This window comes from Nocardia arizonensis (assembly GCF_001310275.1).
Lineage (GTDB): Bacteria > Actinomycetota > Actinomycetes > Mycobacteriales > Mycobacteriaceae > Nocardia > Nocardia arizonensis.
The window spans coordinates 1-25,307 of record NZ_LGYZ01000065.1 but is presented as its reverse complement, the minus strand read 5'-3'; the positions used below and the strand labels follow the sequence as shown (position 1 = coordinate 25,307).

Sequence of the window (25,307 nt, the reverse complement as noted above, 5' to 3'; positions counted from 1 at the left end):
TCCGGGTGTCGGGCCGGCATCGCCCGTTCGAATCCCGGTATCCCCTTGTTCACCGGAAGTCGGGGGTCGGTGGGTCCGCCGTTCGCGGAGAGCGCGGCTGCGGATGTCTCACGCGCGCACGGTCACCGTATCCGGTGGCGGCGGGCGCGCCACGGTGTGATTGGTCCGCGATCGGCCGAATTCGATTGCAGACCTGTGTTTTTCGAAAAGGAGAGTAGTAGAAGTGAAATTCAGAGGGTTGGCGGCCGCGGCTGCCGTCGTCGCCGGTCTCGGCGCGGCGCTGGCCGGTGTCGCGCAGGCCGCGCCCGCCAAGGTCGTGCTCGGAGGTAGCTCCGGCATCGTCTTCGACAACAACTCCGCGTGCTCGCTGACCGCCATCGGCTACGACGGCGCGGGTCGGCTCGTCGGGCTCACCGCGGGCCACTGCGCGCCGACCGGTGCGCGCCTCGGCGCCGAGCAGGGGCTCGAGGCGGGCGTCGTAGGCGTCGTGGCCTACTCCGACAACGGGGAGGGCCTGGATTTCGCGGTCCTGCTCTTCGATCCCGAGAAGGTCACCCCGGTCCGCAATGTCGGCGCCACCACCATCAACGGCATCGGCGCCCCGCCCGGACCCGGCACCACGGTCTGCTCCAACGGCCGCACCAGCGGACCGGGCTGCGGTGTGGTCTGGGGCAATCTGGACGATTCGGTCACCGTCAACCAGGCGTGCTCCAAGCCCGGTGACTCCGGCGGCCCGGTCACGGTCGGTGATCAACTGGTCGGCATGAACCAGGGCAGGCTCACCGGCCTGGCGGGTATCGGCTTCGACCTGCCGTGTGCGTCGGCCGCCAACCCGATCCACTCGCCCGCCTTCTTCGCGCCGATCGACGTCATCCTGGCCGCGGTCAACGCCAGGGGCGGCGTCGGAGCGGGATTCCACACCCTCTGACCCGATCCGTACCGCTCACCGTCGCCTCCCACCGGTCGCGACGGTGAGCGGGTGTGGTCGCGCCTGTCAGGCGTGAGCGCGCCGCGGCCATCGACGGGGACGGAATTGCTCGGTGCGGTAAGGGAATCGACCGCCGCCTGAAAAATCGAACGCTGGAGTCTAGCCCCCTACCCGCGAGCGTCGGCTATCGGTGCTGACCGTTGACGACCTGCGCGTATCTATGGGCCAGCCATTCATGAGCTTTCTGTAGATCCCATATGGTCCGCGAGATGTCCACCAGGTAATCGGGCTGGATGTCCGTTGTGTGCCACCAGTCGGAGTCGACACTGTTCTGGGGGCTGCGGACCGCTTGATCGATTTCCACGGCCGAGTTGAGCAGCACCCTGGACCAGTGCAGCTCGTCGTCGAGGAGGAACGGTCGGTTGCGGATCAACAGCATGTTGATCTCGGCGATATGCGGCCTGTAGTCGTACGCGCTGTCGTCCTCCCCGGTGATTCTCTGCCGAAGCCGTTCCTCGAGTGCGCACAGGGCTCGCCACGTCTGTGCCAATGCGGCAACGCGTTGCGCCTGGTACTCGTTCCGGGGTGGCGGCGGCATGTTGATGGGGGCGTAGTTGGGGCCGGCGATGTTCACCTGCCTGCTCCGGTTCCAGGCATTGGGACGAAAGTTGAACATCGGGTCGTCACATAGTGATCGGTCCGAGGTTGTCACCTCGGATATTGACCTGCTTGGCATTGTCGAACGCTTGGGCCGTGAATGTGTCCACCGCCGGGTCCCGGCGCGCAACCAGCACCAGCTGTTCGACTCTGGCACCGAAATCCGGATCCGCGCGAACGGCATCGGCGATGCGCCTGGTCACCAGCGAGCGGGCTTCCTCCGTGGGAGCCTGGTCGAGAGTGTCCATCGCGCTTTCGGTTTCCCGATCCCCACGGAACTTCGCGGCGACCAACTCCCGCAGCCTCTTGACCGCCGTCAACGCGCCCTCGCCCGCACCACGGGCGAGCTCCTCCCCGAATTTGGATGCCAGCAGCGCCGCCGCCGCGATTCCGACCGATACCGGGTCCACCATGTCCATGTCCTCCCGCCGGATGGTATCGACAATTCGAGATTACATGTGCCGCCTGATCTCAGGAGCGGTGTCGAGGGGGATATCCACTCGCAGACCCGGCGCCGCGGGTCCCGCCGGGTCGGTCACGGGCGCAGCACCGAGACCAGGAACTCGGTCTGGTCGTAGACCGCCTGCTCGAACGCGTCATCGAAGTACAGGTCGAAATGACCCACCGGATACCGTTTCACCACAGCGTGTTTGGTGCGTTCGGCGGCCCGAAGCGTCGGCTTCGGCGGCGCGACCGAATCATGGTCGGCGATGGCGTAGAACACCGGCATCTTCAAAGCCTTCGCGCGGCGGCCCGGTGCGTCGAAGAAGGCGGGAAAGGCGATGCGCGCGGCCACCTTCGGCTCCCAGCTCTCGCTCTCCTCGGCCAGGCGCCCGTAGCCCTCGGGCACATCGGAGGCACTCATGAGCGCGGCCGCCCGTTTGCGCCCGGCGAGCTTGATGCGCACCGGTTTCCGGCGCAGCGGCCCCACCAGCAGGTCGGCGGCCGCGATCGTGACGACCTTGGTCAGGCCGACCGGCCCCTTGGCCATACCGGAGGCCCATCCGCTGGTGAAGGGCACCTGCGCCACCACGGCCGCGATGTAATCGTCCTCCGGCGCCACCGACAGGACGTGGCCGCCGCCGAAGGATGTGCCCCACAACGCGATCCGGGTCTTGTCGATACCGCGCAGGGTGCGGGCGAAGGCGATGGCGTTGCGCCAGTCCTCGCGCTGGCGCGCGATGTGCAGCAGCTGGCGCGGAGTGCCCTGACTCGCCCCGAAATGCCGGTAGTCGAAGATCAGCACGGCCATCCCGGCGGCCGCGAATCTGCGTGCGTACCGGTCCAATCCCATCTCCCGCGTGCCCCCCAGACCATGACCCATCACCACCAGTGGACGGGGCTTGGGGACGCCGTCGGGAGGATAAAGCCACGCCGCGCATTGCTCCCCGCCCGACGTGAAACCTACCTCGACACGTTCCATGAACATTTACCGTACTGGGTCGGTAGCGGGCGTGTGGATCGGTGGTTGCCCGATCGCGTACCCTGGGTGCGCGGACGAGCCGACCGGGCGGCCGCGGCGTCGGGAACGGGCACGATGTGCCGCCGCCCGGCATCGAGGAAAGTCCGGACTCCACAGAGCAGGGCGGTTGCTAACGGCAACCCGGGGTGACCCGCGGGACAGTGCCACAGAAAACAGACCGCCCGTGGCCGCGCATTGCGGTGCACGGCCACGAGGTGAGGGTGAAACGGTGCGGTAAGAGCGCACCAGCGCCCCGGGTGACCGGGGCGGCTAGGTAAACCCCGCCCGGAGCAAGGTCGAAGGTCGCACCGCGTGCGGTGCGGCTGCGCAGGTGTTCGAGGGCTGCTCGCCCGAGCCTGCGGGTGGACCGCTCGAGGCACCCGGCGACGGTGTGTCCAGATGGATGGCCGCCCCCCGGTCTCGACCGGGGACAGGATCCGGCTTACAGGTCGGCTCGTCCGCCCGCGAACGAGGACGGCCGCTCGCCGCGTGGCGAGCGGCCGATATCGCGCGTTACGCGCACATCAACTTGACCATTTGGTAGATGGCCTGCGCTTCTTCCTTGGTCGCCTCGACCGAGCCGTTCTTGGCGTGCGCGGCGACCGCCGTGACGGTCGCGTCCTCGGCCTTGCCCGCCTTGATGTCCGCGCAGGTCTGGTTGAGGATCGTGCTGATCTGGGCGTCGGTGCGGCCCTGCGACAGCTTGGGGAAAGCGGCCTTGAAGCTGACCACGAAGGTGCCCGCCTTGGTGCTGTCGACGATCTGCGCGACGTCGCCCGCCGCCTTGGCTACCGAGGACGCGGCGCCGGATGCCGACGAGGAGGAGTTGGAGGTGTCGTCATTGCAGCCGGCGAGGAGCAGCGCGAACACGGTGGCACTGGCCGCGAGAGCGGCGGTAGTTCTTGTCACGGTGCGGATGCTAGCGGCGCCTGACGAAAGTCGCCTCCCGTCAGGTTAACGGGAGGCGACCAGTGTGTGGACCGAAACTGTGAGGTCAGACCGGTTCGATCAGGAATACCTGAGCCCAGTAAGCGGCCTGCTCGGGACCGAGCAACGGCGTCAGGTAGTCGAAGATGATCGATGACATCAGTGCGGTACTCCCAATTGTTCGACGTACGGGTTACTTCGGAGCGTTCGTCGGTGAACCGTGGCCCGCCCCGACCGGGAACGGTAGCAGCCGCGCGCGGCGCGCCGGAGCCGGGCGGGTCGGCGCGCGAATTGCCCCGCGAACTGGCCTAGAACGTGATCGACGTCATAGAGTGGTCGCCGTTGGCAAGACTCGTTGCAGCGCAGCGGCGGGTCTTCTCGTTCATCGATCGCGGAAGCAGGTCTCAACTCTATGCGGGTAGTTCGTTCTCTGGTCGCCGGCGCTCTGATCGCCGGGGCCGCATCGGTTTTCGCCACGCTTGGCGCCGGATCCGCCGGCGCGGTCGCGGTGACCCCGCTGCCGGGTGGTGTGCAGGTCGACCTGAGCCCTGCCGATACCCAATGGGTGCATCAGTCCCATATCGGTCAGGCTATCGCCGGTCTTCCGCACCCGTCGGCGGCGTCGTTCGGCCAGGCGCTGGATTCGGCGGCGGCGCTGTCGTCGAATTACCCGACCGGGCGGGTCACCTTCACCGTCTTCGGTCCGTTCAACGAGCTGAACGGCACCATGCTGGCGTTGCAGTAGCGCGTGCGACCGCGCCGGCGGATCGTCTCGGCATCGGTGGACTTCCTCGCCACCAGATCCGAACTCGGCTCGGCCTCGGCCTATCCGGCCGAGGCCACCGCGGAAGCCCGCGATGCGTTCGACGCGTTCGCGGGCGGCCGGATCGATCGCACCGGTATCGCCTTCACGCCCACCGCCCGGCCGAGATATTCGTGGCGAATCCGCCGGCGCCGGTCCGTGCGGGTGCGGTTGGTCGCCGCCGACCCCGTCGCGCGCAGGATCGGGCTCCCGGCGTGCTCGCGCTAGGCCCGCGTTGTCGAGAGTGCCTCGGCCGCCGCCGCGTAACGGTCGAGTTGGTGTTCGGCCGCGACCTGTTCGGCCTCGGCGAGGCGGTCGTAGACGCCAGTCGGTTCGCCCGCTGCCGCCGCTTCGCTGGACCGTTGGAGGATGACCTCGCGGGATTCGACGGCGTCACGGTGATCGCCGAGCACCGTCTGGAGTCGTTTGGCGCGTGTGCCGGGCGTTCTCGCGTCTTCGGCGAGTACGGCCTCGGCGGCCTCACAGGAGTAACGCAGCCGCTTGGCGCTCTTGCGGATGTCGTGCAGCAATTCGACCCGGTCGGCGGGGGAGACGGTCGGCTCGGCGCGCACCAGCGCCTCGACTCGCTCCTGATCTCGGGTGAGCACCACGGCGAAGAAGTCGACGGCGGGCACCGCGGCGCGGGCGGCGCGCAGCGGTGGGTCGGTGCGCCAGCGGACGAGCCGGTCGCGCAGGGTGCGGTAGCGCTTGTCGTCGAGGGCGGCCAGGATGGCGGCGTGCGCGGATTCGTACCGTGACCGTTCCGCGGTGACCAGCCGCGCGGTGGCCGCCTCGACCTCCGCGGCGGGAGTCCGCGCAGGCAGCCGATCGGTGAGCAGACCGGCGAAACGATCCGCGCGCACCTCGGCGTCGCGCGCCACACCGAGCAGTTCGCCCAGCCATTTCAGCTCGTCGTTCATCTCGGCGACCGGCTCCTTGCGCAGCAGCGTCCGGTAGGAGCGCAGCACACTGCGCAGCCGCCGGGTCGCCACCCGCATCTGGTGCACGGAATCGTAGGCGTCCGCACGCACCTCGGGCTCGGCGGCCAGCAGCCGATCGACATCCTCGCCGAGCGCGGTGACCAGCGCTGTTCCTGCGGAGACCCCCATGTGATCAACTCACTTTCGCGAAATGGTCGGTCGCCGCGACCAGGTGATGGGTGATGCCGGGTTCGTCGGCGGCGTGTCCGGCGTCGTCGACGACGTGCAGTGTCGACCCCGGCCAGGAGCGGTGCAGATCCCAGGCGCTCACCGCCGGGCAGACGATATCGTGGCGACCCTGCACGATGACCCCGGGAATGTGGGAGATCGTGTCGATATCGCGCAGCAGTTGCCCCTCGTCGAGGAATCCGCCGTGGCGGAAGTAGTGGTTCTCGATGCGCGCGAAAGCAAGCGCGAAACGCGGCTGCGCGGTCTCGGCGACCCGATCCGGTTGCGGCAGCAGCGAACTCGTCGCGCCCTCCCAGCTCGACCAGGCCACCGCGGCCGCGGTGGCGACCTCGGGATCGGGCGAGTGCAGCAATCGGTGGTAGACCTCGACGAGGTCCTCGCCGCGTTCGGCGAGCGGCACCGGCGCGAGGAACTTCTCCCACTCCTCGGGGTACACGTAGCCGGCCGCGCCGTTGTAGTACCAGTCGATCTCCTTGCGCCGCAACAGGAATATGCCGCGCAACACCAACTCGGCGACCCGGTCGGGGTGGGTCTGGGCGTAGGACAGCGCCAGGGTGGAGCCCCAGGAACCGCCGAACACCTGCCAGCGCTCGACGCCGAGATGCGTGCGCAGCGCCTCGATATCGGCGACCAGATGCCAGGTCGTATTGGTCGCCAGATCCGCGCCGTCGGCCAGATGCGGGGTGGAGCGTCCGCAGCCGCGCTGATCGAACAGCACGATGCGATAGGCGTTCGGGTCGAAGAATCGGCGGTGGAACGGTGCCGTGCCGCCGCCGGGTCCGCCGTGCAGGAAGACCACGGGCTTGCCGTGCGGATTGCCGCTGACCTCCCAGTACAGCGACTGGCCGTCGCCGACGTCGAGCATGCCGGAGTCGTACGGATCGACGGGTGGGTAGAGCGTGCGCATCACAGACCGACGATCACCGTGGCGAGGTCCGGCGTCGACAGCGCCTCCAGGGTCTGGCGGCGGACATCCGGGCAGCTCTCGGCAGTCACGGTGTCCACGACGGCCTTGTTGCCCAGTACGTCGATCCCGTTCTGCACGCCCCATGGATGCACGATGAGGTTCAGTCCGATCCGGCCGAGCGTCGGTCCCTGCACCCGGAAATTCGACAGTTCGGGGCGGATCGCGTCACACAGCGCGGTGGCCGCGGCGGAGGTGACCTGCGGCGGTGTCGTCCGGGCGCCCGTGGGCTGCGCCCCCGTGGCGGGGACGGCGGAACGGGTGGTCGAGGTCAACGATCCCGCCGAGCCGGTCGGATTCGGGTCCTCGGCGGTGCCGCACGCGGTGAGCACGGCGGCGAGAACGGCAGCGAGCACGGCCGTCGCCAGCGGTGCGCGCGGGGACAGCCATCGGCGATGGGGCATCGGTACCTCTGATCGTTTCGAATTGTCGGCTTCGAGTGTGCCATTTTTTCGGCGCCCGCAAGCGGGCACGATCGGCCGACAGAGCGCGGACCGGCCGGGACGGTGCGTGGAGGGCCCCGGCCGATCCGATTCGATCAGAAGCTGTGTTCCGCACCCGGGAAGGTGCCGCGCCGCACCTCCTCGGCGTAGGTGGCGGCCGCGGTGCGCAGATCGCCGCCGAGATCGGCGAAGCGCTTGACGAATTTGGCGGTCTTGCCGCTGGTGTAGCCCGCCATGTCCTGCCAGACCAGCACCTGGGCGTCGCAGTCGGGGCCCGCGCCGATGCCGACGGTCGGGATGGTCAGCTTGCGGGTGACCTGACCGGCCAACTCCGCGGGAACCATCTCCATGACGACCGCGAACGCGCCCGCCTCCTGCACCGCGACGGCGTCGGCGATGAGTTGTTCGGCGCCGTCGCCGCGGCCCTGCACCCGGTAGCCACCGAGGGTGTTGACGCTCTGCGGGGTGAAACCGATGTGCGCCATCACCGGAATGCCCGCCGCGGTGATGTGCGCGATCTGCTCGGCGGCCCGCTCGCCGCCTTCCAGCTTGACCGCGTGCGCCTGCCCCTCCTTCATGAAGCGGGTTGCGCTCGCCAGCGCCTGCTGCGGGCCGGACTCGTAGGTGCCGAACGGCAGATCGGCCACGACCAGGGCATGGGGCGCGCCACGCACGACGGCGCGGACCAGCGGGATCAACTCCTCCACCGTGATGGGCACGGTGGTGTCGTAGCCGTACACGACATTGGCCGCGGAGTCGCCGACCAGCAGCACCGGGATTCCGGCCTCTTCGAACAGGCGCGCGGTGGAGTAGTCGTAGGCCGTGAGCATGGACCAGCGCTCGCCCTCGGACTTCATCTGCTGGAGGTGATGCACCCGTGTCTTGCGTGCCCGCTTCTCGGGCTCGGCCGCAGCGCCGCCGTAGGCAGGGGTTTCCGATTCGGATACGGACATCATCGTCCCTTTCGCTACTTGTCGCCTCGAGGCCCGAACGGGTCCCCGGGTTGTTTGACGGCTCCAGTGTGCCACCCGCCTCGAGGGCGGACCAGGGCCGGTACCTGGTGCAATTGGTCACAGAAGCGCGCCCGTCGACGCGCGGCGCCCGCGGGGCGGGCATCGGCTGATGCCGGCGGCGCGGCAAACTCCTGGCAGTATCGTCGTCATGGGTCGGGTACGAAGCGGGCGCGCGTCGCTGGGGCGGGTTCTGGCGGCGGTGGCACTGCTCGTGTTGTCGGCCGGTTGCGCGGCGTCGCGCGACGAGCCGGTCCCGCGGCCTCCCGCGCCCGCCGGACTGGAGCGCTTCTACAGCCAGGTACCGCAGTGGGGTTCGTGCCAGGACTTCGGCGACGCGGACGACCGGTTCCCGCCGAGTGCCCGTTGCACCCGGATCACGGTGCCGGTGGACTACGCCCGCCCGGAGGGCGCGACCGCCCAGCTCGCGCTCTCGCGTATTCCCGCCTCCGGGCAGAAGTACGGATCGCTGCTGCTGAATCCCGGCGGCCCCGGCGTATCGGGACTCTCGATGGTCGGCATCGCCGGGCGCACGCCGCTGGCCGAACACTTCGACCGGGTCGGTTTCGATCCGCGCGGGGTCGGCTCGTCCACGCCGTCGATCGTGTGCCTCACTCCGCGCGAGGCCGACGCCGAACGCGCCGAGACCCCGCCGGACAACACCCCGGAGGGCATCGCCTACGCCGAGGCCGACAACCGGGACTACGCGGGCAAATGCGCCGAGCGGACCGGAGTCGATTTCCTCGCCCACGTCGGCACCCGCGAGGTGGTCCAGGACATGGACGTCATCAGGTCAGTCCTCGGCGACCCGGCGCTGAGCTATCTCGGCTACTCCTATGGCACCCGCCTCGGCTCGGCCTACGCCGAGAAGTTCCCCGACCGCGTGCGCGCGATGGTCCTCGACGGCGCGGTCGACTCCGCGCAGGATCCGGTGCAGGAATCGCTGCGCCAGGCCGCGGGCTTCCAGGGCGTGTTCAACGCCTATGCCGCCGACTGCGCGACGAGATCGGACTGCCCGCTCGGCGCCGACCCGAGCGCCGCGGTCGCGCGATTCCGGGAACTGGTGAACCCGTTGCTGACCAAGCCCGCGGCGACCGAGGACCCGCGCGGTCTCGGCTACGGCGACGCCATCACCGGCGTCCAGCAGGCGCTCTACAGCGACGAGATGTGGCAGGTGCTGACCACGGGGCTGGACGAACTGCGCTCCGGTAGGGGCGACACCCTGCTGCAACTGGCCGACATGTACGACGGTCGCCGCGCGGACGGCAGCTACGACAACACCCAGGACGCCTTCAACGCGATTCGCTGCGTGGACGATCCGCGCGTACTCGATCCGGCCGTGGTGGGTCGCCAGGACAGCGAATACCGCAAGGCCGCGCCGTTCCTGGACGACGGCCGCGGCACCGGGGCCGCCCCGCTGGAACTGTGTGCGAGCTGGCCGGTGCCCAACACCAGCGACCCGCATCGGCTCTCGGTCGCCGGATTGCCGCGCACGGTGGTGGTCTCGACCACCGACGATCCGGCCACCCCGTATCAGGCGGGCGTCGACCTGGCCCGGCAACTGAACGCCGTCTTGATCACCTATCGTGGCAACCGGCATACCGCCGCGCTGGTCGCCGGTGACGAATGTCTGGACGGCGCGGTCATCGCCTACCTCACCGACCTGGTCGAACCCTCGAGCGGACTGACGTGCTGAGGTCGGGCCCGCGGGCGTGTCCGTTCCGCGTCGAACCTCACAATCGTGACTGTTCGGGCGCGAACTTCATACCGGAAAGCCGCTCGGGCACCGTCATCGCAAACCTGAGCCTGTATGTAACACGGATTTAACGCCGGGTCTTTACTCTCGCGGACATGGATCGCCAGAAGGAATTCGTGCTGCGGACGCTCGAAGAGCGGGATATCCGCTTCGTGCGGCTCTGGTTCACCGATGTGCTGGGATATTTGAAGTCGGTTGCCATCGCGCCCGCCGAACTGGAAGGCGCGTTCGAGGAGGGTATCGGTTTCGACGGTTCGGCCATCGAGGGCTTCGCTCGCGTGTCCGAAGCCGATATGGTCGCCCGCCCCGACCCGTCCACCTTCCAGGTGCTGCCTTGGGCCAGCAGCAAGGGGCACCAGCATTCGGCGCGCATGTTCTGCGACATCACCATGCCCGACGGGTCGCCGTCCTGGGCCGATCCACGCCATGTGCTCCGCCGTCAGCTCAACAAGGCGGGCGATGTCGGCTTCAGCTGCTACGTCCACCCGGAGATCGAATTCTTCCTGCTCGAGAACGGCCCGCGGGACGGCACGCCGCCGCGGCCCGCCGACGCGGGCGGCTTCTTCGACCAGGCCGTGCACGATTCCGCGCCGAATTTCCGCCGCCACGCCATCGACGCACTGGAATCGATGGGTATCTCCGTCGAGTTCAGCCATCACGAGGGCGCGCCCGGCCAGCAGGAGATCGACCTGCGCTACGCCGACGCGCTGTCGATGGCCGACAATGTGATGACCTTCCGTTACCTGATCAAGGAAGTCGCCATCGACGAGGGCGTGCGTGCCACGTTCATGCCCAAGCCGTTCGCCGAGTATCCGGGTTCGGCCATGCACACCCACATGAGCCTGTTCGAGGGCGAGGCGAACGCCTTCGCCGATCCCGACGACCCGATCAACCTCTCCGGCACCGCGCGCGCCTTCATCGCGGGCATCCTCGAGCACGCGCCGGAGATCAGCGCCATCACCAACCAATGGGTGAATTCCTACAAGCGCCTGATCCACGGCGGCGAGGCGCCAACGGCGGCCTCCTGGGGTCGTTCCAACCGCTCGGCGCTGGTGCGCGTGCCGATGTACACCCCGAACAAGTCCTCTTCCCGGCGTGTCGAGATCCGCAGTCCTGATTCGGCCTGCAACCCGTACCTCGCCTTCGCGGTCCTGCTCGCGGCCGGTCTGCGCGGCATCGAGAAGGGCTATACGCTGCCGCCGGAGGCCGAGGACGACGTGTGGTCGCTGACGGTCGCCGAACGCCGCGCCATGGGCTTCCGCGAGCTGCCGGGCACCCTCGACGAGGCGTTGCAGGCGATGGAACGTTCCGAACTGGTCGCCGAAACCCTCGGTGAACACGTCTTCGATTTCTTCCTGCGCAACAAGCGCCGGGAGTGGGCGGATTACCGCAGTCAGGTGACACCGTACGAGTTGCGGGAGTACATCGGGCTGTAAGGCCGGGTCCGACGGCGGAGCGCTCCTGACGCGGTCGACCCTGTAATTTGGGTGTCATGGTCCGGCCACCGTCTGCCCGCTCCGCTGTGCCAGGTGTCGGTCGGCTCGGATTGCTCGAGCCGACCGCGGCCGATTCGCTGCGCGAATTGGGCTGGGACAATGTGGAAGCTGTTCCCGTTCTCTGGGCGCTGTCGCGTTCCCCCGACGCCGATCTCGCGTTGCACACTCTCATGCGGTTGCGCGAGCACCTCGGAACCGACTGGGCCGCACTGGATTCGGCCATCCGCACCGATACCTCGCTGCGCGGTCGGCTTTTCGCGCTCGTCGGCTCGTCCAGCGCCTTCGCCGACCACTTGGTCGCCGATCCGTCGTCCTGGCACATCCTCGAACGCAAGACGCTGCCCGATCGCGACGAACTGCGGGCCGAACTGCTCGACGTGGTCGCCGCGGTGCCCGAACCCGCGCCGCCGACGCCGGACGGCCGGGCGCCCGAGTCACTGCTGTATCGCGCGGGCGACGCCGATCCGCAGGTGCCCGAACGGCTGCGCAGGCGCTACCGCGACCAATTGATGCTGCTTGCCGCGCTGGATCTGGCGGCAACCGTGGAGAACGAGCCGGTGCTGCCGTATCAGGTCGTCGGACAGCACTTGACGGATCTGGCCGATGCCGCACTCACCGCGGCGCTCGCGGTGGCGGTGGCCCGGGTGTGCAAGGACGGACCGTGCCAGGTGCGTCTGGCCGTCATCGCCATGGGCAAATGCGGCGCCCGGGAACTGAACTACGTCAGCGATGTCGACGTCGTCTTCGTCGCCGAACCCGCCGATCCCACCGCGACCAGGTTGGCCGCGGAGATGATGAGCGTCGGCAGTCAGGCGTTCTTCGAGGTCGACGCGGCGCTGCGGCCGGAGGGCAAGGCCGGTGCGCTGGTGCGCACCCTGGACTCGCACCTGGCCTACTACAAGCGGTGGGCGCGCACCTGGGAATTCCAGGCGCTGCTGAAGAACCGCCCGATGACCGGCGATCTCGAACTCGGCCGCCGGTACCGCGAGGCGCTCATGCCCATGGTGTGGTCGGCCTCCGAGCGCCCCGATTTCGTCGCCGACGTGCAGGCCATGCGTCGGCGGGTGGAGGATCTGGTTCCCGAGGATCTGCGCGAGCGTGAACTCAAACTCGGCCACGGCAGCCTGCGCGATGTCGAATTCGCCGTGCAGCTACTGCAATTGGTGCACGGGCGGGTCGACGATTCGCTGCACGTCCCGGGCACCGTCGAGGCGCTCACCGCGCTGGCGGCGGGCGGCTACGTCGGCCGCGACGACGCCGCGAACCTGACCGCCTCCTATCAGTTCCTGCGCCTGCTCGAACACCGGCTGCAATTGCAGCGCCTCAAGCGCACCCACACTCTGCCCGCCGCCGACGACGAGGAGGGTATGCGGTGGCTGGCCCGCGCCGCCCACATCCGGCCCGACGGCCGCCAGGACGCGGTCGGTGTCCTGGGCTCGGAGATCCGCCGCAACGCGGTGCGGGTGCGGCGGCTGCACGCGAAGCTGTTCTACCGGCCGCTGCTCGAGTCGGTCGCGAAACTGGATTCCGACGCTCTGCGCCTGAGTCCCGACGCCGCGATCCGCCAGTTGGCCGCCCTCGGTTACGTGGCGCCGGAACACGCGCTCGGACATCTCAAGGCGCTCACCGGCGGCGTGTCCCGCAAGGGCCGCATCCAGGCGCTGCTGCTGCCCACTCTGCTCGAATGGCTCGGTGACACACCGAATCCCGATGCCGGACTGCTGGCCTACCGCCGCGTCTCGGAGGGGTTGGACGACCAGATCTGGTTTCTGCGCGAACTGCGGGACGAGAGCGCCATCGCCCAGCGGCTCATGATCGTGCTCGGTTCCTCGGAATATCTGCCGGATCTGCTGATCAACGCGCCCGACACCATCCGCATGTACGCCGACGGCCCCACCGGACCACTGCTGCTCAGCGCCAAGACCGAGGACGTCGCCCGCGGAATCCTCACCGCCGCCGCGCGCTACGACGACCCCAAGCGGGCGGTGGCCGCGGCGCGGTCGCTGCGACGGCACGAACTCGCGCGGGTGGCCTCGGCGGATCTGCTCGGCATGCTCGACGTGCCCGAGGTCTGCCGCGCGCTGTCCTCGGTCTGGATCGCGGTGCTCGATGCCGCGCTGGCCGCGGTGATCCGGTCCGACGAGGCCGAGAACGGTGAACCCGCCCCCGCGGATTTCGCGGTCATCGGCATGGGCAGGCTCGGCGGACACGAACTCGGTTACGGATCGGACGCCGACGTGCTGTTCGTCTGCGATCCGCGCCCCGGCGTCGACGAGACCAAGGCCGTGAAATGGTCCAATTCGGTCGCCGAACGGGTGCAGCGGCTGCTCGGGGCGCCGAGTACCGACCCACCGCTGCACGTGGACGCCGGATTGCGCCCCGAGGGCCGCAACGGCGCGCTGGTGCGCACCCTGGCCGCCTATGCCGCCTACTACGAGCAGTGGGCCCAGCCGTGGGAGGTTCAGGCCCTGCTGCGCGCCCATCAGGTCGCGGGGGATCAGGAACTGGGCGTGCGCTTCCTGCACGTCATCGACGAGGTGCGCTATCCGCGGGGCGGTGTCTCCGCCGAGGCCGTCCGGGAGATCCGCCGCATCAAGGCGCGGGTGGATTCCGAACGGCTGCCGCGCGGGGCGAACCCGGCCACGCACACCAAGCTCGGCCGCGGCGGACTCGCCGATATCGAGTGGACCGTGCAGCTCATGCAGCTGCGTCACGCGCACCGCATCGAGGGACTGCACAACACCTCGACGCTCCAGTCGCTGGATGTCATCGAGGAGAACGGCCTGCTCGACTCCTCGGATGTGGCACTGCTGCGCGAATCCTGGCTCACCGCGACCAAGGCGCGCAACGCACTGGTCCTGGTGCGCGGCAAGGCCACCGACCAACTGCCGGGCCCGGGCCGTCTGCTCTCGGCGGTGGCCCGCGTCGCGGGGTGGCCCAATGACGACGGCAGTGAGTTCCTGGACAACTACATGCGCATCACCCGGCGCGCGAAAGCAGTGGTGGAGCGCGTTTTCGGAGCCTGACCGGACGACGTGCCCGGCTCCGTCATCGCCTACGGGTCCGTGGTGGATTCGGAAGGATTGATCAGGCGCGCAACAACTCTCGCAGTCGGGTGACGAAGGCGCGCAGCGCCGCGTGAGGTGTCTGGGGCATACGGGTGTCGATCACCACTCTCCACTAACGCATCTAGAGTTCATACCGTGGTGCGAATATGGATGAACCGGGCGCTGCTCGGTCTGGGGTGGGGCGCCGTCGTCACGGGAGTCGTAGGGATCGCCCTCTATTTCGGTGCGGGCAGCGGGCGTCGGCTACCGGTATTGCTGGCCTCCGGGGCGTCGTATCTCATGCTCGGCGGGTTCGTCGGCCTGCTGTTGTTCCTGCTCGCCCGAGGTTGGCGCAGTGCGGCGGCGGCCGCCGTGGTGGTCGCGGGTGTGCTGTGGACGCAGCTGCCGCTGTTCGTACCCGACGGGCGGGCGGCGGGCGGTCCCGTGGTCACCGTCCTGCAATCCAATCTGCTGTTCGGCCGGGCGGACGCGACGCAGATCGTCCGGGCCGTGCGTGACGATCAGGTCGACCTGCTGACCGTGGAGGAATTGACCCCGGAGGCGGTGGTCCGCCTCGACGCCGCGGGCCTGGCCGACCTGCTGCCCCACCGATACGTCGAACCCGGCAGCTGGGGTTCGGGCACCGGCATCTACAGCCGGTATCCCTTGCGCGACACCAGGAAATACGACGGTTTCGTCATGAACAATCTCGGCGCGGTCATGGACCATCCGCGGCGCGGCCCGGTTGCGGTCTTCGCCTTCCATCCCATGCCGCCGCCACTGGATTTCGCGGCCTGGAGCGTGGAGATGCGCCGAATCCGCGAGATCCTCGACGCCACCTCGGGTCCGGCGCTGGTCGGCGCGGATTTCAACGCCACCCGCGACCACGCGGCATTCCGCGACCTGCTGCACGGCCGCTTCGCCGCGGCCGCCGAATTGGTCGGGGCGGGACCGCTTCCCACCTATCCGACCGACAGACGCTGGGGTCCGGTCATCGGCATCGACCACATTCTCGTCGCCGACGGCACCGCCGAGGACATTCGGGCGTTCACCGTCGCCGGCTCCGATCACCGTTCGGTGCTGGCCCGAACCCGGCTCAGCGGGTAGCCGCCGCCCGAGGCCGAACCTTCGCGCTGCGCGTGGCGCGTGCTCTGCGATTACCATGGGTACGCTCGATCGGTGGATGCCCGCATCCGCCGGCGGGACCGCGAATGCGAGGTCCCGCCGCGAATGCGAGGTCCCACAGTGGATTCGGGGAGGAACCTGATGAGGACGGCACGATTTCGCCTCGGGGTGGTCGCGGTGCTCGCCGCGGTGGGCGCGGCGCTGAGCGGCTGCGACGCGGTCACGACCGTCACCGACGATACGGCGATCGCCGATACGGATAATCCGTGGGAATTGGCCGGTGCGGCATCCACATCCGGGACCAGCGGTCCGCGCTCCGGCGTGGCCGACGCGCCGATCACCGCCGAGAACGGCGACGGCGGCGCGATCGACAGGTTGGCCCTCAACGCCGTCGCCGATATCGAGGCGTACTGGAAGACCGAATACGGCAAGACATTCCCCGGTACGTTGAAGCCGGTCGACAGGTTCATCTCCTGGGACGCCACGGCGCCTCGGGCGCGGTCGGTCCAGTTCTGCCGTTCCGACACCTACCACGTGGTCAATGCCGCCTACTGCTCGGTCGACCACACCATCGGCTGGGATCGCGGCGTGCTGCTGCCCGAGGTCGAGGAGAAGTTCGGCGCGATGGCCGTGGTCATGGTGCTGGCCCACGAATACGGCCACGCCATCCAGGGCCAGGCCGAGATCGCCGGATTCCTCACCCCGGTGCTGGTGCAGGAGCAGCAGGCCGACTGTCTGGCGGGGGTGTTCCTGCGGCACGTGGCCGAGGGCAACGCACCGCATTTCACCATGAACATGACCGACGGACTCGACGGTGTCCTCGGGGCCACGGTCGCCATTCGCGACACCGATCCAAGCGATCCGAAGAATGTGCACGGTTCGGCCTTCGAGCGCGTGACCGCGGTCCAACTCGGCTACACCGATGGTGCGGCCGCCTGTAAGAAGATCGACCGCAAGGAGATCAAGAACCGCCGTGGCACCCTGCCCACCACCTTCGAAACCGAGGACGAGGAGCAGAATCAACTGCCGGTGGATGTGACTTCGCTGACCAGCGTGAGTCAGGCGCTGGCGAAGGCGTTCCCGGTGAAACAGCCGCCGCGCTTCGACTATTCGGGCGTGGTGAAGAACTGCTCGACCGTCACCTCGACCAAGCCGGTGTCGTACTGTCCGTCCACGAATACCGTCGGCACCGATGTGCCCGGCCTGGCGCGGCGCGCCAAGGCGGCCTCGGGTGAAGAGGAGATCCTGTCGGCGACGGTGGCGGGCGACTACAACGCGTTCGTGGTCTTCGTCTCGCGCTATATGCTCGCCGTCCAACGTGATCGGGGTCTGACGCTGACCGGCGCGGCGACCGCGGGCCTGCGCACCGCCTGCCTCAGCGGCGCGTTCACCACCAAGTTGAGCGAGCCGACCAGCGATCCGCGATTGTCGGCCAAGGATCTGGACGAGGCGGTCTCGGGTCTGCTGTCGGATGGTCTGGCCGCCGCCGATGTCGACGGCAAGATCGCGGTGGGCGGATATCAGCGCCTCGAGGCGTTCCGCACCGGAGTGCTCGACGGCGAGCGGACCTGTCTGACCAAATTCTCCTGATCCGGTCGTGCGCGCCGTCTCACTCCACGGCGGCGGGCAGGGTGCGCAGTGAATTCAGCGTGGTCGCCACGGCGCGCGCGGCCTCGGCACCCTTGGTGACGAAATGCTCGGTGAAGTAGGTGACGTGCTCGCTGTGCTCGTGGAAGTGGTGCGGGGTGAGCACCACCGAGAACACCGGGACGTCGGTGTCGAGTTGGACGCGCATCAGACCGTCGATCACCGCGCTCGCGACGAATTCGTGCCGGTAGATGCCGCCGTCGACCACCAGGGCGGCGGCGACGACGGCCGCATAGCGCCCGGTGCGGGCCAGTCGTTGCGCGTGCAGCGGAATCTCGAAGGCGCCCGGCACCTCGAAGACGTCGATGCTGTCGGCCGCGTAGCCCAGATCGGTGTATTCGGCGGTGAAGCCCTCGAGCGCCTTGCCGACGATCGGGCTGTGCCATATGGCGCGGATGAAGGCGACAGAGCTCGCGGATGTCGTTCCCATTCCGCGATCCTACGGCGCGCGGAGATGACTCTCCAGCCACGATACGACGTCGCCGAGTACCCGATCCTGCTCCGGCTCGTTGAAAACCTCGTGGTAGAGGCCGTCATAGCGAAGCACCGTCAGATCCTTCGATCCGGCGCCGCGTTCGATCATATCGGCGCTCGACGGCGCGGCCAGCGCGTCGGCGCTGCCGTGCAGCACCAGCAGCGGCTGGGTGAGCGTCGCCAGTCGCTGTTTCACGAGATCGGTAACGCGCAGGATCTCCGCACCGGTCCGCGCGGGCACCTTGCCGCGATAGACCAGCGGGTCGTTGTCGTATGCCTCGACCACGGCCCGGTCGCGGCTGATCATGGCCGAGTCCAGCGTCAGCACACCGAGATTCGGGGTGAGCCGGCTCAGCACCGGGGCGAACAGCTTCTGGAGCGGATTGCCGACCGGGATCTCCAGCGGCGGCGCGGACAGCACGATGCCCGCCACCTCCATCGGCGCGCGGGTCACCAGATGCAGCGTGACCAGACTGCCCATCGAATGGCCGAGCAGGAACTTCGGCACATCCTCGTGTTCGCGCGCCGCGAGGGCGAGCATGGCCGAGACATTGTCGGCGGCATCGTCCATCGACCCGATATTCGCCTTGTCACCCTCGGAGCGGCCGTGTCCGGTGTGGTCGAAGGCGTAGACCGTGAAGCCGGACTCGGCCAGGCGGGTGCCCACGTGAGCATAGCGGCCGGAGTGCTCGGCGATGCCGTGCACCAGCACGATCACCGCCCGCGTCGCCGCGTCGGGCAGCCACGCGCGCCACGCGATACGGTTGCCGCCGCCGTGGAATTCGCCCTCTTCGGCGTGGATCACGCGCGCTCCTCTCGATCCGGGTCGCCGGGCGAACCCGGGACCAGCGCCTCGATCAGCCTGCTGTTGAACTCGATCAACCGAGCGTAGTTCACCCGGGAGATGCGCTCGTCGGTCCCGTGAATGGTGTCGAGGTCGGCCTGGGTCAGCACGATCGGCGCGAAATTGCAGCGGGTGTCGGCCAGACCGTCGTAATGCCGTGAGTCGGTGGCGCCGGGCACGATGCCGGTGGTGACGGCGATGCCGGGCACCATGGCCTCGGCGATGCCCGCGATCATCGGGAAGGCCGGGCCGGGGCAACCTGGATGCGAGGGTTCGGAGGACATGCCGACCAGGTCGATGCGCACACCGTCGTCGGAGATCACGCGGCGGCAGTGTTCGAGCACCCCGGTCACCGAATCGCCGGGCAGGATGCGGAAATTGATCAGCGCCTCGGCCCGCTGCGGCAGCACGTTCGCCTTGACGCCGCCGCGGATGACGGTGGGCGCGGTGGTGGTGCGGACCATCGCCTCGGTCTGCGGCCGGGCCGCCATGATCCGGGTGATCAGCGGTGCGACCAGCGGGACCGAGGCGAAGCCGAGTAGTCGGCGGCGCGGTTCCGGCATGGCGTGGCGCACCCGGCTCAGCATGTCGACGGCGGCGGCGGTGAGCCGCAGCGGCATCGGGTGGTCCTGGACGCGGGCGACCGCGCGGGCGATACGGCCGACCGCGGTCTGCCTACCCGGCATCGAGGAGTGCCCGCCCACCTCGCGTACCGACAGCCGGACCGTGGCGTAGCCCTTCTCGCCGAGCATGATCGTGGCCACCGGCCGGTCGACCCCGTCGGCGACGCCGTCGGTGATCACCCCGCCCTCGTCGAGGAGCAGATCGGCGCGCACCCCCTGCTCGCGCAATCGCCGCGCCATCCGCACCGCGCCGTCGTCGCCGAAGACCTCCTCGTCGTGACCGAAGGCGAGATACACCGTGTGCCGTGGCCGCAGCCCGGCCTCCAGCGCGGATTCCACCGCTTCCAGGATCGCCAGCAGGCGGCTCTTGTCGTCGATCGCGCCGCGACCCCAGATATGGGTGTCGTCGACCACGCCGTCGAAGGGAGCGTGGGTCCAGCGGCGCCGATCGTCGACCGGCACCACGTCCTGATGGGCCAGCAGGATCGCCGAGGTCCGATCGGGTTCGCGGCCCGTCCACGTGTAGAGCCTGCTGTGGCCGAAGGTCTCGAGATCGAGTTCGGCGTGCACGCGGGGGAAGGACCGTTCCAGGTGTTCGGCCAGTCGGACGAACTCGTCGTCGGCGGTTTCGGCGGGCTCCTCGGTGGAGATCGTCACGCAGCGCAGCGCCCGCGCGAGCCGTTCGGCCACCGCGTCATCGACGGTTGCGGTCCGCGGCGCCTTCGCATCGCTGCGCGAGGCCGGACTCATCGCGGACCCGTCTCGTCCGGCGGGTGCGTCTCGTTCGGTAGGTGCATGGACACCATTGCATTGTTCATCACCTCCGGCCCGATCGTGGTGGTCTTGTCGACACGCCATTTCGCGTGCGCCTCGCTGAGACCGCCGGTGAGGTCGGGGACCCGTGGTTCGGTGAGCAGCGGCAGATCGAGCCGCGCCGCCTCGACGGTGACCCGCGCGTTGGACGGCGCGTGCGCCCACACGTCGTCCACAATGTCGGTGATCCTGACCCCGAGCCGATGTCCGGCCGCGATCGGCCAGTCCTGGGCGAGCAGCCTGATCTCGGTGGTCGCGGCCACCGGCGCGACCCCGCGGGTGATGACGGTGGCCCGCCCGCCGGGCTCCACATCGAATAGTTCCACCGCCGCCGTAGCCGATGGGGGACCGGTGAGCCGCAGCGTCGCGGTTGGCACGCCCGACAGGTGGGTCACACTGTCGAACGGCCGCGACAGCGTCCATATCTCCCGATCCGTACCCGGCAGATAGCCGCGATCGGTGTATCCGCCGGTGCGCAGCTCGACCGGATACCGTCGCGAGTCGACCGGCGGCCATCGCTGTTCCGAACGCCACCCGCCGTCGAATTGCTGCGCGGTGATCCGCGGCCCCGGCACCTCGATATCGCGCCCGGCCACGTGCCGGTCGAGGAAGGCGCGCATCTCGGTATCGAATTGCGGCGTACCGCATTTGACCGTGCAGTCGCTGTGGCCCCACTGCCCGAACCAGGCACGGTGTTCACCCGCCCCCTGCGCCCGCCACAGTTCGAACACCCGATCCGGCCGGGTGTTGGCGTCGAGGAAACCCTGCCCGAGGAACAGCGGAATCGTATTGCCGCGCACCGCGGTCACCAGATCGCGCGCCACCCAGTCCGGGTTCGCGCCATCGTGGTCACCGGTGAGCGCCAGATATCGCTCGGCGCATTCCGCGGTCATCGACACCGCGTTGGCCCGGTACTCCGGGGAGTCGTCGGGGCGTCCCGGTGTCGACGCGATCGCCATGTGTTCGATGCCGACCTGGTCGGCGGGCCGAATACCGTTCTCGGTCAGCGGTTTTCCCGAGAACTTCCATGACACGCCCCGCATGTACAGATACGAGTACGGGTCGACCACCGGTTCGAAGGCGACCACGGCGGCCAGTCCGCGCGGACGCGCGGCAAGTCCGAGCAATCCGGTCCACGCCTCGTATGAGACGCCGACCATACCGACTCGTCCGGTGGACCACGGCTGACTCGCCGCCCACTCCACCGCGCTCGCCACATCCGAACGTTCCCCTGGTCCGCCGTAATCCGGGCAGCCGTTGGACCCGCCGAAGCCGCGCAGGTCGACGATGACATAGGTGTAGCCCGCGCGCAGCGCCCAGTCCACCGGCAGGAAGTCGGTGGACGGCCCACCCTGAGCGCGCGGCAGGGAGATGTAGGCGGTGTGCGACCGGTAGGGGCTCACCGTGAGGATGACGGGTGTCCTCTGATCGGGCGCCAGCCCCTCCGGGCGCAGCACGTCGGCGTGCAGACGGGTGCCGTCGGGTGCGGTGATGTACTGCTGTTCGTACCGGTGCGGTGCGGTCACCGGGTCGGCGCCGGGTTCGGCGACGCCGAGCGGGGCGGTCGCGCCGAGCGCGAGAACAAGCCCCACCAACGCTCGCACCATTGTCGACACCGAGTTCATCCCTGGACTATCTCCGGCGGCCCGAATGGAGTCCAGCCCCGGAAGCTGGGGTGTGGTGTACCTCGCTGAATCGCAGTTCGCCCTTGACCGGCGGTCATTCGATCAAGCGTGCGCCATTCGGGACATAGGTTTCCCGCACGTCGAACACCGCCAGATGCGAGGTCGGCGCCTCACAGGTGCGCGGCGCGTCCGGGGATGCGATCGCTTCGGCGCGCACCTCGGTAGCCGTGACGAGAAGGACGAGCCGGTCGTCCGGGCAGGCGCGGACCGGGAATGCGTAGCGGCGCACGCCGTTTCCGCGGTATTCGGTCGCGAGTCGCGAGGTCGCGTCCAGAGCCGTCCGAATCTTCGCCGCGTCACCGCCTGCTGCGGCGAGTTCGTCCGCCAGTGCCGTGCGCGGGGCCGGTGCGGTGATCTCGCGTGGCGTGAAAGTCGGTACCGCGGGGGCGAGTTCGACTCGGCTGACGGTCTCCGCGGGACCGCCGCGGTCCACCGGTTCGGAACCGATCGCGGTCACGCCGTCGAGGTCGGCGCGGCGCACCTTGTAGACCACGAATGGCGTGTACGCGCGATAGCACTCCTGATGATCGACGCCGCCGAGCAGATCCGGCCGCAGGGACGCGCCCTCGCGCCGCAGTTCGGCCCGGTCGGGCAGACGGCAACCCGTGGAGGTGATGTAGGCGATATAGGCGTAGGTGTCCAAATCGGTGAGCTTCTCGGGGTGCGCCACCACTTCCGGCAGCGAGGAGGACCTGGCGGCGCGCGCGGCGAACCACCCCGCGAAGTACCGCGCCGCGGATGGCGAGTCCACGACCGCGGCGAACGGCGGACCGTTGAACCCGGACGCGTCGAATGCGACGACTTCCGCATCCGCCGACGGCGCCGTCGGCGGCGGCACCGGTTCGGCGGCGGCGTCACATCCGGTGAGTGCGAGCAGCGTCGCGATCATGCTCGCGCGGATCGAGATCCCCATATCCGTGTATGTCCCCGCGATCGGCCGCCGTTAACCGCTCAGGTCACGCCTCGTCTGCCACCACCGGATTCGAGCGCCCCGTCCGGTACGGCCGGACAAGGGGTAGATTTGCGGCGTACAGGTGTCGCCGGGTAGGAACGGATTCAGGAGAGGCCGCCCGTGCGCCGATTTCACCAACCGATCGCACTGCTCACCGTCGGCGTCGTCGCGGTGGACAAAGTCACCAAATGATGGGCGCAGACGAGTACGGAACCGGCGTGGCGCAACCGGTGCTCGGTGAATTCATCCAGCGGCGTCTGGTCTACAACCCGGGCGCGGCCTTCGGTGTCGCCGCCGCTTACAACACCTGGGTGCTCACGGTCGTGGCAGGTCTCGCCTGACGCGCGCTATCCGAGTCCGGCGACGAACGCGTCCGCCTCCCGGTGCGACCGTACCCGGACGAACGTCAGAACTGACTTGCGCCGGTCTTGGTGTGCCGATCTTGTTCTGATGTACGGGATTTCGAGGTTGTTGAGGATGGTCACGGCGTCGGAGGTGAGGGTCGACGGCGCTGTGGGGTTGTCCGCGATGGTGAGGGTGATTTCTCGGAGCGGATACGCTTCCTGGGCGTTGAGTCTCCGGTTATCGCGGACCACTCGCTTGCAGAGTGCCGCCAGACAGCACGCCATGCTTTTGGGTCTGTATCTGGGTCCCAGACAGGTTCCGCGCGTGTGCCTTTCGGGTTCACCTGCTTTTTCGGGTGACGCGGGTTGACCGTATCGATAATCTGCCCGTCGGTGAAAACGTCACCGTGCCAATGAAAATTCGACGCCGGGTCACCGGGCCCTTTGGTGACGCACGAGGCCACGATGAACGAGCACCCGGCCGCATCGAGGTCGTTGAGGTTGGATGCGGACAGGATGCCGGGCATCGGCGGCGATCACCATCGGCGTGTTCTGCAGGCCGGCCCGGAACCGCTCGATGACCGGCACGATGGTGGTGGTCTCGGCAGTATTTCTCTCGAAAAACCCTATCTCCAACGGAATCCGGTGCGATCGACCAGTACGCCGACCGGCGATGGGCCTGACCGATATCGACCAGCCCGGGGTTGAGGTACCCCGGGCCACCCGACCACGCATTTGCAGTCCCCATCAGCGAGCTGATCGTGCTGAAACTGATCTGACTACCGCCTGCACACCGGGCCTTGCCGCTGTGAGAGCCAGGTGAACTGGTGGCCTCTCACAGCAACTCGGTGGCGCTACTTGCGTGTTGTGAACTCGATAAGGAGTTCGAGCATCTTCCGGATGAGTATCGTGTCGAGTTCGGGCGAGATTTCGCGCAGCCCCGCGTAGCCGAGCAAGGAATCGTCCTCGGAGGCGAGGATCAGATAACTCCAGTGGTAAGGGCTGTGCTTTCCTGCGAAAAACTTGTCGAGCAGATATTCGGGGAATCCCGACAACGGTGCACCGGCTTGTCCTATGTTGAAACCATCGATGAACGCAACAGCCGTGACGTACCTGTCGTCGAGCAGATATGACCGTGGGATGAGACGGAGATATTTGCAGAGTTTCAGCAGGTCCAAAGGCCCACCGTCATCTTCAACCGACCGATTTGAACTGTAGATACTCTCCATAGCCGTCCTTCCACTGAGCCCGGTACGCGTCCATCGGTAATCCTTCGGGACCGGTGAATGCGTCGTATACGATTGGGACTCCGTTCGCATCCTCGATGATCACCACGTAGTGATGATTCCACTCGCCATCGCGGTTGAATATATGACTCGATGGCCCGAGCGACTGGGTGCCGGCCCCTGCGGACGTGACGTGGTAGATCGTGCCTCCTATGATGCCCTGGATTTCTGCGGCGGCCTCCTGACAGCCGCCTCGGGTCGGCGTGGGCCAGCCTGCGGCCAGTGCTTCGATGGGGTTGATTCGTGCTGGCTCGGAGTTCTTGCCGGGGACGGGATAGGGTTGTAGGTTGCCGTAGATATCGTAGTAGTCGAAACCTTCGAGTTTGGGGAAGCCTCTGTTCTTTCCGCTTCCGGGGGGATCGATGCCGTCCTTGCCGCCCTTTGGGGCTTCGCCGCTGAGATCGAGGAAGTTGACGGGGTCGCCGTTGACGTAGTCGTAGTCGTTGGCTGATCCGTGCAGTACGGGGTCTGTTTGCAGGAATCGGCCGAGGATCGGCAGGTAGGTCCGGGCTCCCATCTCGAGGGCTTGCAGGCTGGCGATGTGCTCGACGGGCACGGTGTGTTGGCCGAGCCATCCGAAGTCCATGCCGCCTTCGGCGGTGGACGGGATCGGGATGTCGCCGAACGCTCCGGTCGCGGGATCGATGTTCTGACCGTAGGGGTCGTAGAGGTGGATGGTGCCGGTCCGTGTGCCGGAACCGTCTGTGGTGAACAGGATGTCGCCGTGCACGTTCGGGTAGGACCAGTTGGCCGCGGCTGCGCCCTGGGCACCGTAGGTCTTGGTCAGGACTGCGCCGCCGGGCAGCTTCACGATGCGCTGTCGGAGGCTTCCGGCGGCGTCGAGGACGAAGTC

The 25,307-nt window shown here is 68.2% G+C and carries 24 protein-coding genes, 1 other RNA gene and 1 pseudogene; 10 read left to right on the top strand and 16 right to left on the bottom strand.

The window, feature by feature from the left end; genetic code table 11:
• Nucleotides 1-223 precede the first annotated feature (223 nt).
• Nucleotides 224-928, top strand: coding sequence for a chymotrypsin family serine protease (locus APZ21_RS11790; RefSeq protein ID WP_082393027.1), 705 nt, complete (start codon nt 224-226; stop codon nt 926-928).
• Between the two features lie 184 nt (nt 929-1,112).
• Here the strand turns inward: APZ21_RS11790 and APZ21_RS11785 are convergent, their stop codons facing one another.
• The 3 genes from APZ21_RS11785 to APZ21_RS11775 all read right to left on the bottom strand — a co-directional run bounded on the left by APZ21_RS11785 (nt 1,113) and on the right by APZ21_RS11775 (nt 3,008).
• A complete protein-coding gene (locus APZ21_RS11785; protein WP_156371010.1) occupies nt 1,113-1,604 on the bottom strand; it encodes a hypothetical protein in 492 nt (163 codons plus the stop codon).
• Between the two features lie 7 nt (nt 1,605-1,611).
• Entirely contained in the window at nt 1,612-1,998 is a 387-nt protein-coding gene (locus APZ21_RS11780; protein WP_156371008.1) for a hypothetical protein, read from the bottom strand.
• Nucleotides 1,999-2,120: 122 nt separating this feature from the next.
• Nucleotides 2,121-3,008: an alpha/beta hydrolase gene (locus tag APZ21_RS11775; RefSeq protein WP_054813411.1), complete on the bottom strand. Its 888-nt coding sequence runs from the start codon at nt 3,006-3,008 to the stop codon at nt 2,121-2,123.
• A gap of 75 nt (nt 3,009-3,083) precedes the next feature.
• Here APZ21_RS11775 and rnpB point away from each other — a divergent pair.
• Nucleotides 3,084-3,508: RNase P RNA component class A (gene rnpB, locus APZ21_RS12305), an RNA gene on the top strand.
• A 52-nt stretch (nt 3,509-3,560) separates the two neighbouring features.
• On the opposite strand, the gene APZ21_RS11770 is transcribed toward rnpB, so the two are convergent.
• Nucleotides 3,561-3,956 (bottom strand): hypothetical protein, encoded by a 396-nt coding sequence (locus APZ21_RS11770; RefSeq protein WP_054813320.1) that lies wholly within the window; start codon nt 3,954-3,956, stop codon nt 3,561-3,563.
• 373 nt (nt 3,957-4,329) lie between these two features.
• On the opposite strand from APZ21_RS11770, the gene APZ21_RS11765 reads away from it, so the two are divergent.
• Both APZ21_RS11765 and APZ21_RS35565 read left to right on the top strand, forming a co-directional pair.
• A complete protein-coding gene (locus APZ21_RS11765; RefSeq protein WP_239476588.1) occupies nt 4,330-4,719 on the top strand; it encodes a hypothetical protein in 390 nt (129 codons plus the stop codon).
• A gap of 3 nt (nt 4,720-4,722) precedes the next feature.
• The gene (locus tag APZ21_RS35565; protein WP_063125192.1) at nt 4,723-5,004 is read left to right on the top strand and encodes a hypothetical protein; all 282 of its coding nucleotides are present in this window, start codon (nt 4,723-4,725) and stop codon (nt 5,002-5,004) included.
• On the opposite strand, the gene APZ21_RS11755 is transcribed toward APZ21_RS35565, so the two are convergent.
• From APZ21_RS11755 to panB, 4 genes are all read right to left on the bottom strand, one after another.
• Complete coding sequence (locus tag APZ21_RS11755; RefSeq protein WP_054813317.1) at nt 5,001-5,885, bottom strand: CHAD domain-containing protein; 885 nt, start codon at nt 5,883-5,885, stop codon at nt 5,001-5,003. The genes APZ21_RS35565 and APZ21_RS11755 overlap by 4 nt on opposite strands.
• A 4-nt stretch (nt 5,886-5,889) precedes the next feature.
• A complete protein-coding gene (gene pip / locus APZ21_RS11750) occupies nt 5,890-6,852 on the bottom strand; it encodes a prolyl aminopeptidase (RefSeq protein WP_054813410.1) in 963 nt (320 codons plus the stop codon).
• Nucleotides 6,852-7,313 carry a hypothetical protein gene (locus APZ21_RS11745; RefSeq protein WP_054813316.1) on the bottom strand — a complete coding sequence of 154 codons (462 nt, stop codon included), beginning with the start codon at nt 7,311-7,313 and terminating at the stop codon, nt 6,852-6,854. Before APZ21_RS11745 ends, pip begins: the two co-directional genes overlap by 1 nt.
• A gap of 134 nt (nt 7,314-7,447) precedes the next feature.
• Nucleotides 7,448-8,305: a 3-methyl-2-oxobutanoate hydroxymethyltransferase gene (gene panB, locus APZ21_RS11740; RefSeq protein ID WP_054813409.1), complete on the bottom strand. Its 858-nt coding sequence runs from the start codon at nt 8,303-8,305 to the stop codon at nt 7,448-7,450.
• Between the two features lie 208 nt (nt 8,306-8,513).
• Here panB and APZ21_RS11735 point away from each other — a divergent pair, with 208 nt between their 5' ends.
• The 5 genes from APZ21_RS11735 to APZ21_RS11715 all read left to right on the top strand — a co-directional run bounded on the left by APZ21_RS11735 (nt 8,514) and on the right by APZ21_RS11715 (nt 17,376).
• A complete protein-coding gene (locus tag APZ21_RS11735; RefSeq protein ID WP_054813315.1) occupies nt 8,514-10,058 on the top strand; it encodes an alpha/beta hydrolase in 1,545 nt (514 codons plus the stop codon).
• Between the two features lie 155 nt (nt 10,059-10,213).
• Nucleotides 10,214-11,554: a glutamine synthetase family protein gene (locus APZ21_RS11730; RefSeq protein WP_054813314.1), complete on the top strand. Its 1,341-nt coding sequence runs from the start codon at nt 10,214-10,216 to the stop codon at nt 11,552-11,554.
• Between the two features lie 56 nt (nt 11,555-11,610).
• Nucleotides 11,611-14,640, top strand: coding sequence for a bifunctional [glutamine synthetase] adenylyltransferase/[glutamine synthetase]-adenylyl-L-tyrosine phosphorylase (locus APZ21_RS11725; RefSeq protein ID WP_054813313.1), 3,030 nt, complete (start codon nt 11,611-11,613; stop codon nt 14,638-14,640).
• 177 nt (nt 14,641-14,817) lie between these two features.
• Nucleotides 14,818-15,768, top strand: a complete 951-nt coding sequence (locus APZ21_RS11720) for an endonuclease/exonuclease/phosphatase family protein (protein WP_239476587.1) — start codon at nt 14,818-14,820, stop codon at nt 15,766-15,768.
• A 159-nt stretch (nt 15,769-15,927) separates the two neighbouring features.
• Nucleotides 15,928-17,376: a neutral zinc metallopeptidase gene (locus tag APZ21_RS11715; RefSeq protein WP_054813311.1), complete on the top strand. Its 1,449-nt coding sequence runs from the start codon at nt 15,928-15,930 to the stop codon at nt 17,374-17,376.
• 19 nt (nt 17,377-17,395) lie between these two features.
• Here APZ21_RS11715 and APZ21_RS11710 read toward each other — a convergent pair whose 3' ends face one another.
• The 5 genes from APZ21_RS11710 to APZ21_RS11690 all read right to left on the bottom strand — a co-directional run bounded on the left by APZ21_RS11710 (nt 17,396) and on the right by APZ21_RS11690 (nt 22,785).
• Entirely contained in the window at nt 17,396-17,863 is a 468-nt protein-coding gene (locus tag APZ21_RS11710) for a 6,7-dimethyl-8-ribityllumazine synthase (protein WP_054813310.1), read from the bottom strand.
• Nucleotides 17,864-17,872: 9 nt separating this feature from the next.
• Nucleotides 17,873-18,712: an alpha/beta hydrolase gene (locus tag APZ21_RS11705; protein WP_156371006.1), complete on the bottom strand. Its 840-nt coding sequence runs from the start codon at nt 18,710-18,712 to the stop codon at nt 17,873-17,875.
• A complete protein-coding gene (locus APZ21_RS11700) occupies nt 18,709-20,124 on the bottom strand; it encodes a M20/M25/M40 family metallo-hydrolase (RefSeq protein WP_054813309.1) in 1,416 nt (471 codons plus the stop codon). Before APZ21_RS11700 ends, APZ21_RS11705 begins: the two co-directional genes overlap by 4 nt.
• Nucleotides 20,121-21,812 (bottom strand): CocE/NonD family hydrolase, encoded by a 1,692-nt coding sequence (locus tag APZ21_RS11695; RefSeq protein WP_054813308.1) that lies wholly within the window; start codon nt 21,810-21,812, stop codon nt 20,121-20,123. Before APZ21_RS11695 ends, APZ21_RS11700 begins: the two co-directional genes overlap by 4 nt.
• Before the next feature lie 94 nt (nt 21,813-21,906).
• A complete protein-coding gene (locus APZ21_RS11690; RefSeq protein WP_054813307.1) occupies nt 21,907-22,785 on the bottom strand; it encodes a hypothetical protein in 879 nt (292 codons plus the stop codon).
• A gap of 227 nt (nt 22,786-23,012) precedes the next feature.
• Here APZ21_RS11690 and APZ21_RS33935 point away from each other — a divergent pair, with 227 nt between their 5' ends.
• Entirely contained in the window at nt 23,013-23,165 is a 153-nt protein-coding gene (locus APZ21_RS33935) for a hypothetical protein (protein ID WP_156371004.1), read from the top strand.
• A 216-nt stretch (nt 23,166-23,381) separates the two neighbouring features.
• Here the strand turns inward: APZ21_RS33935 and APZ21_RS35560 are convergent.
• The 3 genes and pseudogenes from APZ21_RS35560 to APZ21_RS11675 form a co-directional block, all read right to left on the bottom strand.
• Nucleotides 23,382-23,836, bottom strand: a pseudogene (locus APZ21_RS35560) (IS1634 family transposase); the annotation flags it as partial.
• A 186-nt stretch (nt 23,837-24,022) separates the two neighbouring features.
• A complete protein-coding gene (locus tag APZ21_RS11680; RefSeq protein ID WP_054813305.1) occupies nt 24,023-24,346 on the bottom strand; it encodes a hypothetical protein in 324 nt (107 codons plus the stop codon).
• 16 nt (nt 24,347-24,362) lie between these two features.
• Nucleotides 24,363-25,307 (bottom strand): RHS repeat-associated core domain-containing protein (locus APZ21_RS11675; protein ID WP_204249089.1); only part of this gene is annotated, 945 nt, incomplete at its 5' end.